Origin of the sequence: Pseudomonas putida (genome assembly GCF_009883635.2) — a bacterium.
GTDB lineage: Bacteria > Pseudomonadota > Gammaproteobacteria > Pseudomonadales > Pseudomonadaceae > Aquipseudomonas > Aquipseudomonas putida_W.
On record NZ_CP026115.2, the window covers coordinates 2,224,887 to 2,242,205 of the forward strand.

The following is a 17,319-nucleotide window of genomic DNA, read 5'->3' on the forward strand; positions in this document are numbered from 1 at the left end:
CATGCGTTATCTGCTGTGTCTGCTGTTCTGCCTGATGGCCGGGGTCGCGCAAGCGGCGCCGGCCGGCAAGGCCTACCTGAGCATCATCATCGACGACCTGGGCCAGAGCGCCGATCGCGACAGTCGAACGCTGGCCCTGCCCGGGCCGGTGACCATGGCGATCATGCCCGATACCCCGCATGCCACCGACTTCGCCCGCCAGGCCCACAAGGCCGGCAAGACGGTGATCCTGCACATGCCCATGGACCCTGCGACCGGACCCTACGCCTGGCACCCAGGCATCCCGATCAATGAGCTGGCGCAGCGCCTGGATGCGGCCTTGGCCAAGGTGCCGTACGCCGCTGGCATCAACAACCACATGGGTAGCCGAATGACAGCTCAACGCGAACCCATGAAGTGGTTGATGGGCGAGTTGGGGCGACGCCATCTGTTCTTTGTCGACAGCCGAACCAGCGCCGCCACGGTCGCGGCAGCCGAAGCACAGGCACAAGACTTGGCGCATGTGTCCAGGGATGTGTTTCTCGACGACGTGCGCACCCCTGAGGCCATTGCCGGGCAACTGCGCCAAGGTGTCGAATTGGCACGCAAACAGGGCTCTGCGGTATTGATCGGCCACCCTTATCCACAGACACTCGACGTGCTGTCACGCGAGATCCCCAAGTTGAAAAGCCAGGGCATCGAGCTGATCACCCTGCCACAGATGATTGCCGTGCGCGGCAACCAGGCCATGCCTGCCCACGGCAAGCATGGCCGTTACACCAACAGCAGCCCGGTCAGAATGGAATGATCCCTCGGGCCTGCTCCAAGGTCAGTGGGCCGTAATGCACCCGCCTGCCCGGCAAGGCGTCACGCTTGAAGCCGCTGTTCGCATTGCTCTCGAAGCGTTGCGCCCAAAGCTTGAGGTGACCGCGGGTGAACGCATCAGCCATAGCACCGGCACTGGGCAGGTGGAAGTGTACGGCCCAAAGCGCCTTGCCCTTGCTTTCGCCTGCGGCCTTCAGGCGCATGACCTTGTACTCATCGAACGCACTGCCGTCGACCATGAGCTGTCGAGGGCCGACGTATTCGACTTTGATCAGTTTCCGTCCATGCAGGTACAGCAGGGCTTGCGCGTCAGGATATGACGTCTGCGTGTAGAGCTGGGTCAACAGTGCGTCTTTGTGCGCCTGCAATTCGCCGCGCGCGGTGCCAACCAGCCGGGCAGCCTCAGAGTCCGCTTCCGAAAGCCCCACGGCAAACGCCTGCAACCTGGCAATCTGCTCATCGAACAGCCGAGCCAGATGCTTGCCGCTGATATCCTGCGACACAAACAGCCGGGCTTGCCGGAGAATGGCTTCATTGTCCTGCATCAGCGCCTGTGCCTGCGCCAGGCTACTGACGCTTGCGGACTCTTCGTCAATCACCGCCTCGGGCACGGCATCGATACGTTCGACCCACTGCCCTTCGCGTAGATCGAAACGCTGCACCACGTTCTGGTTCAAGGGCTCACGCACAACGAGGATCGAGTGCCCCTCTTCCTGCTCCTCAGTGGCGATGATAATGACGCCTTCACTATTGCGGATCACATGCTGGGCTTGTGTCGGCACGGGGTAAATGCCGGTGTCCAGCACACGCCCAGCCCTTCCCTCGAGCACCTCGCGGGCTTCTACCAAGCGACGCCCGGCGTCCTCCTTGAGCAACAGCACATGATCCTTGTACTGTTTGAGCAAGGCAGGATCGACCAGGCTGCCTCCATCAGCGGCAATCAGATCACTGTTGACTATCGCAGCCGAGTACTCGTCCCACGCCTCCTGGAGAATGCTGACTCGATCCGCCACCGCCAGGTTGGCCATGATCGACTCGCCATGGGCACGGGCAGCGCTCTGGAACAGCTTGCCACCCAGCTCGCCCCGATATTTCACCAATTTCCTCAAGCCCGTGGCCGAATCCATGTGCAAGGCCAGGTCAGCCAGATTGAGCACATGGTGCAAGCGCAGGTCTTCGGTCGTGAATGCCCGTTGGCCGATCAGCTGGGCCATCGTCCGGGCATCGACACCGGGGTTAACCTGCGCGTCGGGACTGACGAGCGGCAAGTACTTGTCGAGCTGCGCATTGGCGACCAGCATCCGTTCCTGCAGTGCCACCACACGCTCAAGGTTCTGCCTGAAGGCCTGGTAAGGCTGCCGTACTTCATGCAGTTTCTTGCCACTCAGGGCCGTCACCAGGGCATCGTGCTTCGGGTAGTCGGCGAGGCGCCACAATTCGTTGAAGACGAAGTCGTTGTTGGTGATCTGCGAGGCAGTCAGCAGAGCACGCTGGTCCCTCAACGACTGCTCGAAATCAGCCTCCTGCCCCCCACGGTACTTGGGTTCCAGCATCTGGTCGAACAGCGCTATCTTGTTATCGTCGAGTTTGACGACCTGCTCCATCGTCGCAATGGACTTCAGGCGCTCCTCCTGCACACCAGGCTCGAGCTGCGTGATTCGCTCGGCATACATCTGCACCATCGCGTGATTAGCCTGCGCTTTGATGACCTCGGAGGCCTTGAGGCGCTCAAGTGTTTCGATCTGCCCCTGCAGTCGAAGGACTTCCTTGCCCTGTTCGGTGAACAGGGCCGAAAGTGCGTTGACTCGGTCCGTGAGCGCATCCGCTGTCTTTTTCATCCCTTTTAGCGTCGCGGCCAGCCTTTGCGCCGTCATGCTTCGGGGCATCCCACCCAGCAAACGCAATCCGCTATCGACGCGCCAGACCCCGTGCTCCAGGGACAGCCAAGGCCCGACTGCGCCCTGCTTGCCGACCACACGCACGCCCTCCGGCAGCAGGTTCACTTCATAGACGTCTGCGGCCATTTCGACGTAATGTCGCGTGCCGATCCGGTAGGTCCCCTGCCCATCTCCACTGTCCAGCGGCGCCAGGTCATCTAGACGAACACTCACGCGCATCGCCCTGAGCGCCGCACGCTTCGCGGCAGGCAAGCTATTGAAGCCCTGGTTTCCGCGCCACGAGAAGTCAAGCTGATGCCCCGCTATACCCTGCAATCCTCCGGATAAAGCCGTAATGCGGGGCTGGCTCACGGGGTCGACCCATTGCCTGACCGCCTCACGCCGCAGAGGCCCTTCGAAAAACCTGGCATCCGGCAGCCGAGTCGACATCATCGGTTGCCTGACTGGTTGCCGTAAATGCGCCATGGTCACGCCTAACGTGAGCAGCACATCAACGCAGGCCGCGGAGCGGTCGAATGGCTCACCGTCGCTGATGGCCTCAAGATCAGCCTCCAGACTTTTCACGGTCTGCAGCAACCAGGTAACCGAAGCAATCGGCCCATTGAAAATGAGCGTTACGGTGTTGAACACCAGCCAGGCACCTTCCAACAACGTGGCCCAGCGGTTTTCCGCAGTCGACGTAGTACGCAGATCGGCCAATGCGACCAGCAGGTTGCGGTTCGCGACAAACAGCTTCTCATCCACATCGTCGTCCCAGAGCTCGACCGCCAGGCTGGCAGGCGCTGGCGACTCGAAATTGAGGAACGGATCGATACCGATATGCTCAATGTGCGGCTCAGCGAAGCCGCCTTTGTCATAGACCGGGCGTGCAGTTGGCGCCATCCACTCAAGCAGGCTCCTCTCCAGCTCGTGATCCTTGATAATCGCCTCCAGCATGGCCTGCTCACTGGCGAACGATCTGAGCGGATCATCCGGGTACAGCGGCCTGTAGAGCACCACGACCGAGGGCTGGCTGCACATCAGCACATACATGCCGGCAACCACATCGCGCACCGTCGTCGTCGGCCGACGCTTGAACGCCAACGGCAACAGCGAGAGGGTCGGGGCCAAGGCATCGATATGGCCTCGGCAAAAATCCGTCACGCATTGCAGACCACGCTCGCTCAGCCGGCCGGCCAGTTTTGCCTGCAGCCCTGCGAACAGTAATGAGGCACGCCACTCCCGGGCGAAGTGGCTGACCCTTGTCGGTCGCCTCTCGGTGTCATCCAGTCGCTCGGCGACATAACGGGGGTAGTGGCCGCCGATGTCGACATCGGCCACCAACTGCTTGGCAAAGTCCACGCCGAGCCATTTCGGCAAAACACCACCATCCCGGCGGGCCATGCCAGTAATGATCGCCCCCTGCAGAGCGGCCAGGTTGCCAATGGCGAATTCAGTCAGTGACTTGCTGCCGGCCGGCACCAACGGCTCGCCTCCACCGCTACCCACACCCGCCCCGCCTGGCACACCGGCCGCGATGCCCAGCGAGAGTACAATGTCGTCCGACACAGGTATGTCTTCGTCCGGATGCAGCGCACGCATGCGTTCGGCGAGTCGCTGGCTGACATAGCCATGTAGATCCTGGATATCGTCCAGTGACCCTGCGCCCTTCGACTCGAGCTGGTACAACGCCAGCGTGAACTGCGCCTCCTGCCAGGCAAAGCAGTCCCTGGCGCTGGATGCCGCCAGAGCTGGGAGCACCTCGGGCCATACGTCCCGGTCTATGAAGTAGCCACTGTAGAACGCTTGAGAGGGGTCGCTCAGGTTGGCGAACAACTGCTCCAGCGCAGCGCTGTCCTCCACCTGCGAATAGCGAACCTGCTCGATGCGCTCCAGCAGGCCATCCAGCAGCAAGGCACTTTGCTGGGCGAATGCATCGCCCTCAAGCGCAAGGCATTGCCAGGTCATGGCATCGAAGCAATAGTCCTTGGCGAGCTCATCGCACAGCGCCTGTGCAAACGCGTCCAGCGACTCGAACGCGCTGATGACGCTCGACGGGGCGCACCACAACACCACCGTGCCTTCATCCCATTCGCCGGTTACCAGCAGGTTGTGCAGCAGCAGGCTGGTTTGCTGATCTTCAAGGCTCAGGCTGACCTGCAACGCATACACCGGAGGAGGATCTTCCCCCAACAGCAGCCCATGCACGCAAGCCACAGCCCTGGCATCCAGCCCTTGCAGGGGCAGATTGCGCAGCATCGCCTGCTTGATCAGCAACTGGAACCAGCGATCACGGCTGACCCCCGCGCTGCCGTGAGAGCGCCAGAAATCCAACTGCGCCTGGGCGAAATGCCGGGGAAGCTGTTCGATCAATTCATTCAGTGGCTCGCTCAGGCCACTGAGCGCACAGGTGTCATACACACTTTCGGACCCCGCAAACCGATAGGAACCCGACAGCCCCAGCTTGTAGTCACGACCTTCAAGCGGTTCGATGTCTATTTCTTCACCGGCAGCCATGGCCGCGAGTACGGCATCGACCAGCGGTTGAGTCGTCCACCAACCCTGCCCCGGTTCGGGTGAATCGAGCATCAGCGGGGCGGCCGATATCAGCGGGGGCTGGGTCGCAGCGAGGTAGGGGAGCTGCTTGAGCAGCAGTTCGAGCAACTGCCTGCCTAGCACTTCGCGCAGGCGTGGCCGGGAGGCGAACTGGCTTGCAACCGCTGCCATGAAGTCAAAAGGGGAAGTTTCCAAGGTAGACATATACGCGCGCCCTTTACGGTCAAAGGGCACAAGAATGCAGAGGCGTACTCCCTGCGTGGCATTACATACTGCTGTGCTATTTCAGACGCGGCCACGAGCGAGCGGAAACAAAAAAGGGCCCGGCTCTCACGAACCGGGCCCTTGTTGCTCGGTAGCCTTCGTCAGCTGTACACACGCCCCAGCAACTGGCGGTGACTTTCGAACTGGTCCAGTACATCGCGCACGATCTGCTCCGGCGCAAAGCCCATCAGGTCGTACTCCTGGCTGCCATCGTGCAGGTACACCTCGGCACGGTAGAAGCGCTGGCGCACTTCCGGCTCGCCTTCCACCGGTGCTTCACTCGGCGCGGCCATGTAGCCGTCCAGGCTCACTTCGTAAACGAACGGGTTGCCCTCGTCCATCATCACCCGCAGGCCCATCATGTTGCGCGACTGGCCAACACGGGTTTCCACCTCGAAGCCCAGGGTCTGCAGCTGTGCCGCGGCCTCCTTGAGGGCCGGGCTGACTTGCTTGTCCATGAAGCGCTGCACCACGGCCTGGGTTGGCTGCAGGTCCAGCTGGCTCAGGCGCTCGGTGAAGCCGCGGCGGCCACGGGCGGCCAGCTCGGCACGCTCCTGCTCAACGGCCACGTCCTGCTTCATGGCCTTGTACAGGCCGAACATGAACAGCACCAGCACCACCGAGAACGGCAGGCCCGCCAGCACTACCATGGTCTGCATGGCTTCGAAGTTACCGGCGAACAGCAGACCGATGGTGACCAGGGTGATGACCACCGACCAGAACACCACCATCCAGTGCGGAGCGTCTTCGTCGACCTTGCCGCCTTTGCACGACAGGTTGGCCATCATCACCGCACCGGAGTCGGCCGGGGTAAGGAACAGCACGAAGCCGACGAACACCGCCACACCGATCACGATCTTGGCCGCCGGGAAGTATTCCAGCAGCTGATAAATCGACATCGACGGCTGTTCAAGGGCAGTTTTGCCCAGCTCCACGGCGCCCTGGTTGATCACCAGGTCCAGCGCGGTGTTGCCGAAGATCGACAGCCAGGCCAGGGTGAAGCCCAGCGGGATCAGCAGCACGCCGCTGACCAGCTGGCGCACGGTACGACCCTTGGAGATACGGGCAATGAACATACCGACGAATGGACCCCAGGAGATCCACCAGGCCCAGTAGAACACGGTCCACAGGCCCAGCCAGCGCTCGGACTTGCCGGCCTCGCCTTCATACACGTAAAGGTCGAAGGTCTTCAGCACGATGCCGTTCAGGTAGTCGCCGACGTTCTGCACGAAGCCGTTGAGCAGGTGCAGGGTCTCGCCGCCCAGCAGGACGAAGATCAGCAGGCCACTGAACAGCATGATGTTCAGGTTGGACAAGCGACGGATGCCGTTTTCCACACCCGATACCGCCGCCACGGTGGCCACGCCGGCCATGACCAGGATCACCACCAGCAGGTTGGTCTTGCTGTGGTCCATGCCGAACAGGTATTCCAGGCCGGACGAAACCTGCATGGAACCGATACCCAGGTTGGTCACCAGGCCCAGCAGGGTCACGAACATGCCGAAGATATCCACGGCATTGCCCGCTGCACCCTTGACCCAGCGCTCACCCACCAGCGGGTACAGCGCCGAGCGCAGTGCCAGCGGCTGGTTGTGGCGGTAGGCGAAGTAACCCACGGCCAGGCCGACCAGGGCGTAGATCGCCCAGCCATGCAGGCCCCAGTGCAGGAAGGTCAGCTGCAGGCCCTGGCGCGCGGCCTCGAGGCTGGCGGAGGTGCCTTCCGGTGGATTGAAGTAGTGGTCCAGCGGCTCGGACGCGCCGAAGTACAGCAGCGAGATGCCGATACCGGAGGAGAACAGCATGCCGGCCCAGGCGCCATAGCTGAAGTCAGGCTGGTCGTCCTTGCCGCCAAGCTTGAGCTTGCCGTAGTCGGAAAACGCCAGGTAGATGACGAACAGCAGGTAACCGCCGATCACCAGCATGTAGTACCAGCCGAAGGTGCGCGTCAACCACTTCTGGGCCACGCCCAGCACCTGGCCGGCGGTTTCGGGTACAGCGATCAACAAGGCAGTCAGAACGAGGATCATCAGCGCGGAGGTGAAGAACACCACGCGGTTGACCCGTACCCTCTCGGCGGGGGGCTTGGTAAGTGAGGCAGAACTCATTGCACGAATGCTCCGGGCAGTACGGCTGTGGAGGCTAATCAGTCTTTCCCGAGCAATTGGTGGAATATCCCCACTGCATCAGGTGTTATAAAAGCACCCTGGAAACCGTGATCCCGAATCGATACGTTGCAAAAAAACAGACAGGTGGCCTGCTGAAAATGCCACGCCTCAGCGGAGGTGCGCGCATTCGTCACAGATCACCCCGCCCGCTCCAAGGGCCTGTCGCAGGGCCAGTGACCGTACGGCAGAATCTGCATTTCGCATCGCTCATGCCCGTCAACGCCTTGTATTCCGGGGGTTACACGATTTCCTGGGGTGTCAATCGGTGCCTTCTCGACGGCCTTAAAAACTGTCAATGGCACAAATTGTCGCAGAGCTTATTCTTTATTGATTGAACGTTCAATCAAAACAAAATAGACTGGCCTTCGCCGAGTCAGCCGCCTGTCGTCTGCTCGCAGGCCTGAGGAGATAGCAAGATGCCCAAGGTCGGTATGCAACCCATCCGCCGCCAGCAGTTGATCGAAGCCACGTTGCAGGCGGTCGATCAGGTCGGACTGGGTGACGCCAGCATTGCGCTGATTGCCCGTTTGGCCGGTGTGTCGAACGGCATCATCAGTCACTACTTTCGGGACAAGAACGGCCTGATCGCAGCGACGATGGGTTACATCATGAACATGCTCAACGAAGGCGTTAGAGCACGTCGCCAGGCCCTGACGGACGACAGCCCGCGCGCCCACCTGAAAGTGATCATCGAGGGCAACTTCGATGCCAGCCAGGTGAACGGCCCGGCAATGAAAACCTGGTTGGCCTTCTGGGCTTCCAGCATGCACCAGCCCGATTTGCACAGGTTGCAGCGGATCAACGATCACCGCCTGTATTCCAACCTGTGCTGCCAGTTCCGCCGCGCCCTGCCGCTCTACCATGCGCGCAAGGCAGCCCGCGGCCTGGCGGCCCTGATCGACGGCCTGTGGCTGCGTGGTGCCCTGTCGGGAGATGCATTCGACACCGACCAGGCAGTACGGATTGCATACGAATACATGGATCTACAACTGGCAAAACAGCACACCCTGGGCACAACCGACCAGGCCGCTGATCAAGCACGCACGGCACTTGCCAACCCGGCAGGAGCGTGACGCGCAGCCAACCACACACTGCACTTGCGAGGACACTATGGCCCGTTTCGGAACGCAAAAACTCTACATTGATGGCGCTTACGTCGACGCTGGCAGCGATGCCACCTTCGAAGCCATCAACCCGGCTACCGGCGAAGTCCTCGCCCACGTGCAACGTGCCACCGAGGCTGACGTCGAGAAGGCCGTTGAAAGCGCCGAGCGCGGCCAGAAAGTCTGGGCCGCGATGACCGCCATGCAGCGTTCGCGCATCCTGCGCCGCGCCGTCGACATCCTGCGCGAGCGCAACGATGAACTGGCCATGCTGGAAACCCTGGACACCGGCAAGTCGTACTCGGAAACCCGCTACGTCGACATCGTCACCGGCGCCGACGTGCTGGAGTACTACGCTGGCCTGGTACCGGCCATCGAAGGCGAGCAGATCCCGCTGCGTGAATCGTCCTTTGTCTACACCCGCCGCGAGCCGCTGGGCGTCACCGTGGGTATCGGTGCGTGGAACTACCCGATCCAGATCGCCCTGTGGAAGTCCGCGCCGGCCCTGGCCGCTGGCAACGCGATGATCTTCAAGCCGTCGGAAGTCACTTCGCTGACCACCCTGAAACTGGCCGAGATCTACACCGAAGCCGGCCTGCCGAACGGCGTGTTCAACGTCCTGACCGGCAGCGGCCGCGAAGTCGGCACCTGGCTCACCGAGCACCCACGCATCGAGAAAGTCTCCTTCACCGGCGGCACCACCACCGGCAAGAAGGTCATGGCCAGCGCCTCGAGCTCGTCGCTCAAGGAAGTCACCATGGAACTGGGCGGCAAGTCGCCACTGATCATCTGCGCCGACGCCGACCTGGACAAGGCCGCCGACATCGCCATGATGGCCAACTTCTACAGCTCCGGCCAGGTCTGCACCAACGGCACCCGCGTGTTCATCCCGGCTGAAATGAAGGCTGCCTTCGAAGCCAAGATCGCCGAGCGCGTTGCCCGCATCCGCGTTGGCAACCCTGAAGACGAGAACACCAACTTCGGCCCGCTGGTCAGCTTCCAGCACATGGAAAGCGTGCTCGGCTATATCGCCAAGGGCAAGGAAGAAGGTGCCCGCGTACTGTGCGGCGGCGAGCGTCTGACTGCCGGTGACTTCGCCAACGGCGCCTTCGTGGCCCCGACCGTGTTCACTGACTGCACCGACGACATGACCATCGTCAAGGAAGAGATCTTCGGCCCGGTGATGAGCATCCTCACCTACGAAACCGAAGAAGAAGTCATCCGCCGTGCCAACGACACCGACTACGGCCTGGCCGCCGGTGTCTGCACCAACGACATCTCCCGCGCCCACCGCATCATCCACCAGCTGGAAGCCGGTATCTGCTGGATCAACGCCTGGGGCGAATCGCCAGCCGAAATGCCGGTTGGCGGCTACAAGCAGTCGGGCGTCGGCCGTGAGAACGGCGTCAGCTCGCTGGCTCAATACACTCGCATCAAGTCGGTCCAGGTCGAGCTGGGCGGCTACAACTCGGTCTTCTAAGGCCCTGTCCAGCCACGCCCGTGCACTGCGCACGGGCGTTTCCGCTCCCTGATCACCGCCAACACGAGGGTACTTTCATGTCCCAAGAATTCGACTACATCATCGTCGGTGCCGGCTCCGCCGGTAACACCCTGGCGACCCGCCTGACCGAAGACGCCGGCGTTACCGTGCTGCTGCTGGAAGCCGGTGGCCCCGACTACCGCTTCGACTTCCGCACCCAGATGCCAGCCGCTTTGGCCTTCCCGCTGCAGGGCCGCCGCTACAACTGGGCCTACGAGACCGACCCGGAGCCGCACATGGACGGCCGCCGCATGGAATGTGGCCGCGGCAAGGGCCTGGGTGGCTCGTCGCTGATCAACGGCATGTGCTACATCCGCGGCAACGCCATGGACTTCGACGGCTGGGCGGAACTGCCAGGCCTGGAAGACTGGACCTACCTGGATTGCCTGCCGTACTTCCGTAAAGCCGAAACCCGCGACATCGGCCCGAACGACTACCACGGCGGCGACGGCCCGGTCAGCGTGGCCACGCCAAAAGCCGGCAACAACCCGCTGTTCCACGCCATGGTCGAAGCCGGCGTGCAGGCCGGATACCCGCGCACCGAAGACCTCAACGGCTACCAGCAGGAAGGCTTCGGCCCGATGGACCGTTCGGTGACCAAGAACGGCCGCCGTTCCAGCACCGCCCGTGGCTACCTGGACCAGGCCAAGAAGCGCCCGAACCTGACCATCGTCACCCACGCTCTGAGCGACCGTGTGCTGTTCGACGGCAAGCGCGCCATCGGCGTGACCTACCTGGTTGGCGACAGCGAAGAGCGCGTCGAAGCCCGTGCCCGTAAGGAAGTGATCGTCAGCTCCGGCGCCATCGCTTCGCCGCAGCTGCTGCAGCGCTCCGGTGTCGGCCCGCGCGCCCTTCTGGAAAGCCTCGACATCCCGGTGGTGCACGACCTGCCGGGCGTCGGCGAGAACCTGCAGGACCACCTCGAGCTGTACCTGCAGTACGCCTGCACCCAGCCCGTGTCGCTGTACCCATCGCTGCTGTGGTGGAACCAGCCGGCCATTGGCGCCGAGTGGATGTTCAAGGGTACCGGTATCGGCGCCAGCAACCAGTTCGAGGCCGGTGGTTTCATCCGCACCCGTCCTGAATTCGAGTGGCCGAACATCCAGTACCACTTCCTGCCGGTCGCGATTAACTACAACGGCTCCAACGGGGTGAAGGAACACGGTTTCCAGGCGCACATGGGCTCGATGCGTTCGCCAAGCCGTGGCCGCATCCAGGCCAAGTCGAAGAACCCGCGCCAGCACCCGAGCATCCTGTTCAACTACATGGCCACCGAGCAGGACTGGCAGGAATTCCGTGATGGCATCCGCCTGACCCGCGAAATCATGGCCCAGCCGGCGCTGGACCCGTACCGCGGTCGCGAGATCAGCCCGGGCGAGCACGTGCAAACCGATGAGGAGCTGGACAAGTTCATCCGCGAACACGCCGAAACCGCCTTCCACCCATCCTGCTCCTGCAAGATGGGCACCGATGACATGGCAGTGGTTGACGGCGAAGGCCGCGTGCACGGCATGAAGGGCCTGCGTGTGGTCGATGCGTCGATCATGCCGATCATCATCACCGGCAACCTCAACGCCACCACGATCATGATCGCCGAGAAGATCTCGGACAAGATCCGCAACCGCAAACCACTGCCGCGCAGCACCGCCAAGTACTACGTAGCCAACGGTGCACCGGTGAAGGGCAAGGCGATGCGTGAGGTGAAGCAGGCGTAAGCCTGCCCCGGCCTCTTCGCGGGCAAGCCCGCGAAAGGGCCCTCCCAGCCAACACCAGAAAAGGCACCGACTGCGGTGCCTTTTTTTCATCTGCAGAAACGCTTTACAGGCTGCCAATTCATCAGGTTAGAATCATTTGGCACGCGACTTGCGAGTCACCCTCTTCCCGCGATATCCCGGAGTACCTGCCTTTGGATGCCAGCACCATCAACAGCCTGTTTCTGATCGGCGCATTGCTGGTGGGCGCAAGTATCCTGGTCAGCTCGCTGTCGTCACGCCTGGGCATCCCTATTCTGGTCATCATCCTCGCCGTCGGCATGGTCGCAGGTGTCGATGGTGGCGGCATCATCTTCAACAACTACCCGACCGCCTACCTGGTGGGCAACCTGGCATTGGCCGTGATCCTCCTCGACGGTGGCCTGCGCACCCGGGTGGCGAGCTTCCGCGTAGCCCTGTGGCCGGCACTGTCGCTGGCCACCGTCGGTGTGATGATTACCACCGGGCTCACCGGCATGGTAGCTGCCTGGCTGTTCAACCTGAGCCTGATCCAGGGCCTGCTGATCGGCGCCATCGTCGGCTCCACCGACGCTGCGGCAGTGTTTTCGCTGCTCGGCGGCAAAGGCCTGAACGAACGGGTTACCGCCACGCTGGAAATCGAATCAGGCAGCAACGACCCGATGGCGGTGTTCCTGACCGTTACCTTGATCGACATGATCGCCAGCGGCCAGACGGGCCTGCACTGGAGCCTGCTAGGCCACTTGCTGCGCGAGTTTGGCATCGGTGCCCTGCTTGGCCTGGGCGGCGGCTGGCTGATGCTGCAGCTGGTCAACCGCATCAACCTGGCCGGTGGCCTGTACCCGATCCTGGTGGTCGCTGGCGGCCTGGTGGTGTTCTCGCTTACCAACGCCCTGCACGGCAGCGGCTTCCTCGCCGTTTACCTGTGTGGCCTGGTGCTGGGCAACAAGCCGATCCGCAGCCGCCACGGCATCCTGCACATGCTCGACGGCATGGCCTGGCTGGCCCAGATCGGCATGTTCCTGGTGCTGGGGCTACTGGTTACGCCCCACGACCTGCTGCCGATCGCCCTGCCAGCACTGGGCCTGGCGCTGTGGATGATCCTGGTGGCGCGCCCCCTGTCGGTGGTCGCCAGCCTGCTGCCGTTCAAGGCCTTCCATGGTCGCGAAAAAGGCTTCATTTCCTGGGTTGGCCTGCGCGGTGCGGTACCGATCATTCTGGCGGTGTTCCCGCTGATGGCCGGCCTGCCGGACGCCCAGCTGTTCTTCAACCTGGCGTTCTTCATCGTGCTGGTGTCGCTGCTGGTGCAAGGCACCAGCCTGCCGTGGATGGCCAAGCTGCTGAAAGTCACCGTACCGCCAGACCCTGCACCCATTTCCCGCTCGGCGCTGGAAGTGCACGTCACCAGCGAGTGGGAGCTGTTCGTCTACCGCCTGGGTGCGGAAAAATGGTGCATCGGTGCTGCCCTGCGCGAGCTGAAAATGCCTGAAGGCACCCGCATCGCCGCGCTGTTCCGCGCCGAGCAACTGCTGCACCCGTCCGGCAGCACGGTACTGGAAGTCGGCGACATGCTCTGCGTGATCGGCCACGAACATAACCTTCCGGCGCTGGGCAAACTGTTCAGCCAGGCTCCGCAGCGTGGCCTGGACCTGCGCTTCTTCGGCGACTTCGTGCTCGAAGGTGATGCCGAGCTGGGCGCAGTGGCCGCACTTTATGGCCTGAAACTGGACGGCCTGGACGCGAAAATGCCGCTGGCGCAGTTCATCCGACAGAAGGTCGGAGGCGCTCCAGTAGTAGGTGACCAGGTCGATTGGCACGGCACGATCTGGACCGTGGCGACCATGGACGGGAACAAGATCCAGAAAGTCGGCGTCAGATTCCCCGAAGGAACGCGACCCGGACCAGGATTGTTCCTCTAAACTCCGTTTCTGCCTGATCCACAAGTAGTCTGCCTATGTCCCTGCGCGTGTACCTTCGCACAGCCCTGCTGGGGTTGTGCCTGTCCCTTCCTTTCGCCGTCAACGCGGCGGAAACCCCGACCACCGCCAGCATCCAGAACAGCCTCGACAAGATCGCCGAGCGCAAGCTGCCCGAAGCCGACCAGAAGGCCTTGCAGCAGGTGCTCGAACAGACCTTGAGCCTGCTCAACAGCAAGGAAGACAGCGAGAAGAAGCTTGCCGCCCTCAAACAGCAGCTGGCCAGCGCGCCCAAGGAAACCAGCGACAGCCAGAAAGAACTGGCCAGGCTCAAGGAAAGCAAGCCGCAACCGGTCGCCCAGCGCTATGCCAGCCTCACGGTGCCGCAGCTGGAGCAGCTGCTCAGCGAGCGCAACACTTTGCAGGGTGAGCTGCAGAAGGCGCTGTCCGAAGCCAATAGCCTGATCATCAACTCGCAGACCCGCCCCGAGCGCGCCCAGGCCGAGATCAGCAGCAACCAGACCCGCACCCAGCAGATCAACAACATTCTCAAGAGCGGCAAGGACGGCGGCAAGTCGATCAACGCCGACCAGCGCAACCAGCTCGCCGCCGAACTGGCCTCTCTTAACGCCGTGACCTTGTTGCGCCGCCAGGAGCTGGCCGGCAATGGCCTGCTGCAGGACCTGGGCAATGCTCGCCATGACCTGCTGATCGAGCGTGCCGCGCGCCTGGAACAGGAAATCCAGGACCTGCAGACCCTGATCAACGAAAAACGCCTGGCGCAATCCCAGCAGACCGTCACCCAGCAGTCGATCGAAGCACAGAAGGCTGGCGGCAGCAGCCTGCTGGCCAGCGAAAGTGCGGCCAACCTGAAGTTGTCCGACTACTTGCTCAAGAGCACCGACCGTCTCAACGAGCTGACCCAGCAGAACCTGCGCACCAAGCAGCAGCTCGACAGCCTGACCCAGGCTGACCAGGCGCTGGATGAGCAGATCAGCGTGCTCAAGGGCAGCCTGTTGCTGTCGAAGATTCTCTACAAACAGAAACAAGCGCTGCCGCACCTCAAGCTCGACCGTGACCTGGCCGATCAGATCGCCGACATCCGCCTGTACCAGTTCGAGATCAACCAGCAGCGCGAGCAGATGAGCAACCCGGTGACCTACGTTGACAAGCTGCTGGCCAGCCAGCCGCAGGAAGACGTCACCCCGGCCCTGCGCAAAGCCTTGCTGGAAGTGGCGATCACCCGCAGCGACCTGCTCGAACGCTTGAACCGCGAACTGTCGGCGCTGCTCAACGAATCGATCACCTTGCAACTCAACCAGAAGCAACTGCTCGGTACCGCGCAGGGCCTGCGCACTACCCTGGATGAGCAGATGTTCTGGATCCCCAGCAACAAGCCGCTGGACTGGGATTGGTTGAAATATGTACCGGAGCGCTTTGCCAAGCAGGTTGCCGACCTGCCTTGGGGCTCCGGGCTCCAGGAACTGAGCGATGGCCTGAGCCAGCGCCCTTTGCTGTTCCTGCCGTTGCTGCTGGTGATCGGCGCGCTGCTGTGGCGGCGCAAGTACCTCTACCAGCGGCTGAGCAAGGTGCATCAGGATATCGGCCATTTCCGGCGTGACAGCCAGTGGCACACGCCCCAGGCGATCCTGATCAACATCCTTCTGGCGATGCCGGTGAGCCTGGGCCTTGCGCTGTGCAGCTACGCCCTGCAGATCGACGCCCGCGGGCAGAACGCCAACCTCGGCGCCGCACTTTGGCAACTGGCCCAGGCGTGGCTGGTGTTCTACACCGCCTACCGTATCCTCGCTCCCGGTGGCGTGGCGGAAATCCATTTCCGCTGGCACAAGCCGCAAGTCGAGTTTTTGCGTGGCTGGGTACGCCGGCTGGGCACCGTGGTGCTGGCGTTGGTCGGCGTGGTGGCGGTCGCGGAACACCAGCCTTCGGCGCTGGCCGACGATGTGCTGGGCATCGGTGTGGTGCTCACCTGTTATGCGCTGATGGCCTGGCTGCTCAGCCGGCTGCTGGCAAGCAGCCCGGCTCACCGCGACACTTCGTTGTTCCGCCGGGCCGTCGGGGTGGCCTTCACCGCCCTGCCGATCGCCCTGTTCGTGGCGGTGTGCTTCGGCTATTACTACACCGCGCTCAAGCTCACCGACCGGCTCATCTACACCCTCTACCTGCTGATGTTCTGGTTGGTGATCGAAGCTGCATTCGTGCGCGGCCTGTCGGTGGCTGCGCGGCGCCTGGCCTACCAGCGGGCGCTGAGCAAGCGCCAGGCGGCCAAGGAAGGGCTGGATGGCGAAGTCATCACCGAAGAGCCGACCCTGGACATCGAACAGGTCAACCAGCAGTCGCTGCGCCTGATCCGCCTGGCCCTGCTCGGTGGTTTCATCGCCGGCTTGTATTGGGTCTGGTCGGACCTGATCACGGTGTTCGCCTACCTCAACAATTTCGTCCTGTACGAATACACCAGCGGCACCGGCACCGCCGCCAGCATGGTGCCGATCAGCCTCGGCGACCTGCTTGGCGCGCTGGTGATCGTCGGCATCACCTTCGCCCTGGCCGGCAACTTGCCGGGTCTGCTGGAAGTGCTGGTGCTGTCGCGCCTGAACCTGGCCCAGGGCAGCGCCTACGCCACCACCACACTGCTTTCGTACACCATCGTCGGCGTCGGCATCGTCAGTACCCTGTCGACCCTCGGGGTGAGCTGGGACAAGCTGCAGTGGCTGGTGGCGGCACTGTCGGTGGGCCTGGGTTTCGGCATGCAGGAGATCTTCGCCAACTTCATCTCCGGCATCATGATCCTGTTCGAGCGCCCGGTGCGGATCGGTGACACCATCACCATCGGCAACCTGTCGGGCACGGTGAGCAAGATCCGCATCCGCGCCACCACCATCACCGACTTCGACCGCAAGGACATCATCGTCCCCAACAAGACCTTCATCACCGGCCAGCTGATCAACTGGTCGCTGACCGACACCGTCACCCGGGTGACGCTGAAGCTGGGCATCGACTACGGCTCCGACCTCGACCTGGTGCGCGACCTGCTGCTCAAGGGCGCCCACGACAACCCACGGGTGCTCAAGGACCCGGAGCCGATCGTGTACTTCCTCAACTTCGGCGAGAGCTCGCTGGACCACGAGCTGCGCATGCACGTGCGCGACCTCGGTGACCGCAACCCGACGCTGGACGAGATCAACCGCTACATCAACCGCGAGTTCAAAGCCCACAACATCAAGATCTCGGTACGCCAGGTCGAGGTGTTCCTGATGGACCCGAAAGGCGGCAAGCAGCAGTTGATCCCGATGGAGCAACCTAAACCGGATGGCACTGCACCGGCCTGAGTGGGCTCGAATGCTTT

8 protein-coding genes are annotated in these 17,319 nt (G+C 62.6%); 6 read left to right on the forward strand and 2 right to left on the reverse strand.

All coding sequences use genetic code 11. The features are described from left to right. Position 1 precedes the first annotated feature (1 nt). Positions 2 to 787: a divergent polysaccharide deacetylase family protein gene (locus tag C2H86_RS10170; protein ID WP_159412450.1), complete on the forward strand. Its 786-nt coding sequence runs from the start codon at positions 2 to 4 to the stop codon at positions 785 to 787. Here the strand turns inward: C2H86_RS10170 and C2H86_RS10175 are convergent. After that, positions 774 to 5,441 (reverse strand): dermonecrotic toxin domain-containing protein, encoded by a 4,668-nt coding sequence (locus tag C2H86_RS10175; protein WP_159412451.1) that lies wholly within the window; start codon positions 5,439 to 5,441, stop codon positions 774 to 776. The two genes, C2H86_RS10170 and C2H86_RS10175, sit on opposite strands and share 14 nt — an antisense overlap. 161 nt (positions 5,442 to 5,602) lie before the next feature. Then, entirely contained in the window at positions 5,603 to 7,549 is a 1,947-nt protein-coding gene (locus C2H86_RS10180; protein ID WP_240349714.1) for a BCCT family transporter, read from the reverse strand. Positions 7,550 to 8,082: 533 nt separating this feature from the next. Here C2H86_RS10180 and betI point away from each other — a divergent pair. The 5 genes from betI to mscK all read left to right on the forward strand — a co-directional run bounded on the left by betI (position 8,083) and on the right by mscK (position 17,302). Next, positions 8,083 to 8,739, forward strand: a complete 657-nt coding sequence (gene betI / locus C2H86_RS10185; RefSeq protein WP_159412453.1) for a transcriptional regulator BetI — start codon at positions 8,083 to 8,085, stop codon at positions 8,737 to 8,739. Between the two features lie 37 nt (positions 8,740 to 8,776). Beyond that, a complete protein-coding gene (betB, locus tag C2H86_RS10190; RefSeq protein ID WP_110633071.1) occupies positions 8,777 to 10,249 on the forward strand; it encodes a betaine-aldehyde dehydrogenase in 1,473 nt (490 codons plus the stop codon). Between the two features lie 77 nt (positions 10,250 to 10,326). Further along, the gene (betA, locus tag C2H86_RS10195; RefSeq protein WP_159412454.1) at positions 10,327 to 12,024 is read left to right on the forward strand and encodes a choline dehydrogenase; all 1,698 of its coding nucleotides are present in this window, start codon (positions 10,327 to 10,329) and stop codon (positions 12,022 to 12,024) included. A 191-nt stretch (positions 12,025 to 12,215) separates the two neighbouring features. Next, on the forward strand, positions 12,216 to 13,958 hold the full coding sequence (locus C2H86_RS10200; protein ID WP_159412455.1) for a potassium/proton antiporter: 1,743 nt from the start codon (positions 12,216 to 12,218) through the stop codon (positions 13,956 to 13,958). A 35-nt stretch (positions 13,959 to 13,993) separates the two neighbouring features. Continuing rightward, a complete protein-coding gene (gene mscK, locus C2H86_RS10205; RefSeq protein WP_159412456.1) occupies positions 13,994 to 17,302 on the forward strand; it encodes a mechanosensitive channel MscK in 3,309 nt (1,102 codons plus the stop codon). The last annotated feature ends 17 nt before the right edge of the window (positions 17,303 to 17,319 follow it).

Excerpts from the sequence above, each read along its gene's own strand:
- betI (WP_159412453.1), top strand. The coding sequence starts at position 8,083 with ATGCCCAAGGTCGGTATGCAACCCATCCGCCGCCAGCAGTTGATCGAA.
- betB (WP_110633071.1), top strand. The coding sequence starts at position 8,777 with ATGGCCCGTTTCGGAACGCAAAAACTCTACATTGATGGCGCTTACGTC.
- C2H86_RS10170 (WP_159412450.1), top strand. The coding sequence starts at position 2 with ATGCGTTATCTGCTGTGTCTGCTGTTCTGCCTGATGGCCGGGGTCGCG.
- mscK (WP_159412456.1), top strand. The coding sequence starts at position 13,994 with ATGTCCCTGCGCGTGTACCTTCGCACAGCCCTGCTGGGGTTGTGCCTG.
- betA (WP_159412454.1), top strand. The coding sequence starts at position 10,327 with ATGTCCCAAGAATTCGACTACATCATCGTCGGTGCCGGCTCCGCCGGT.
- C2H86_RS10175 (WP_159412451.1), bottom strand. The coding sequence starts at position 5,441 with ATGTCTACCTTGGAAACTTCCCCTTTTGACTTCATGGCAGCGGTTGCA.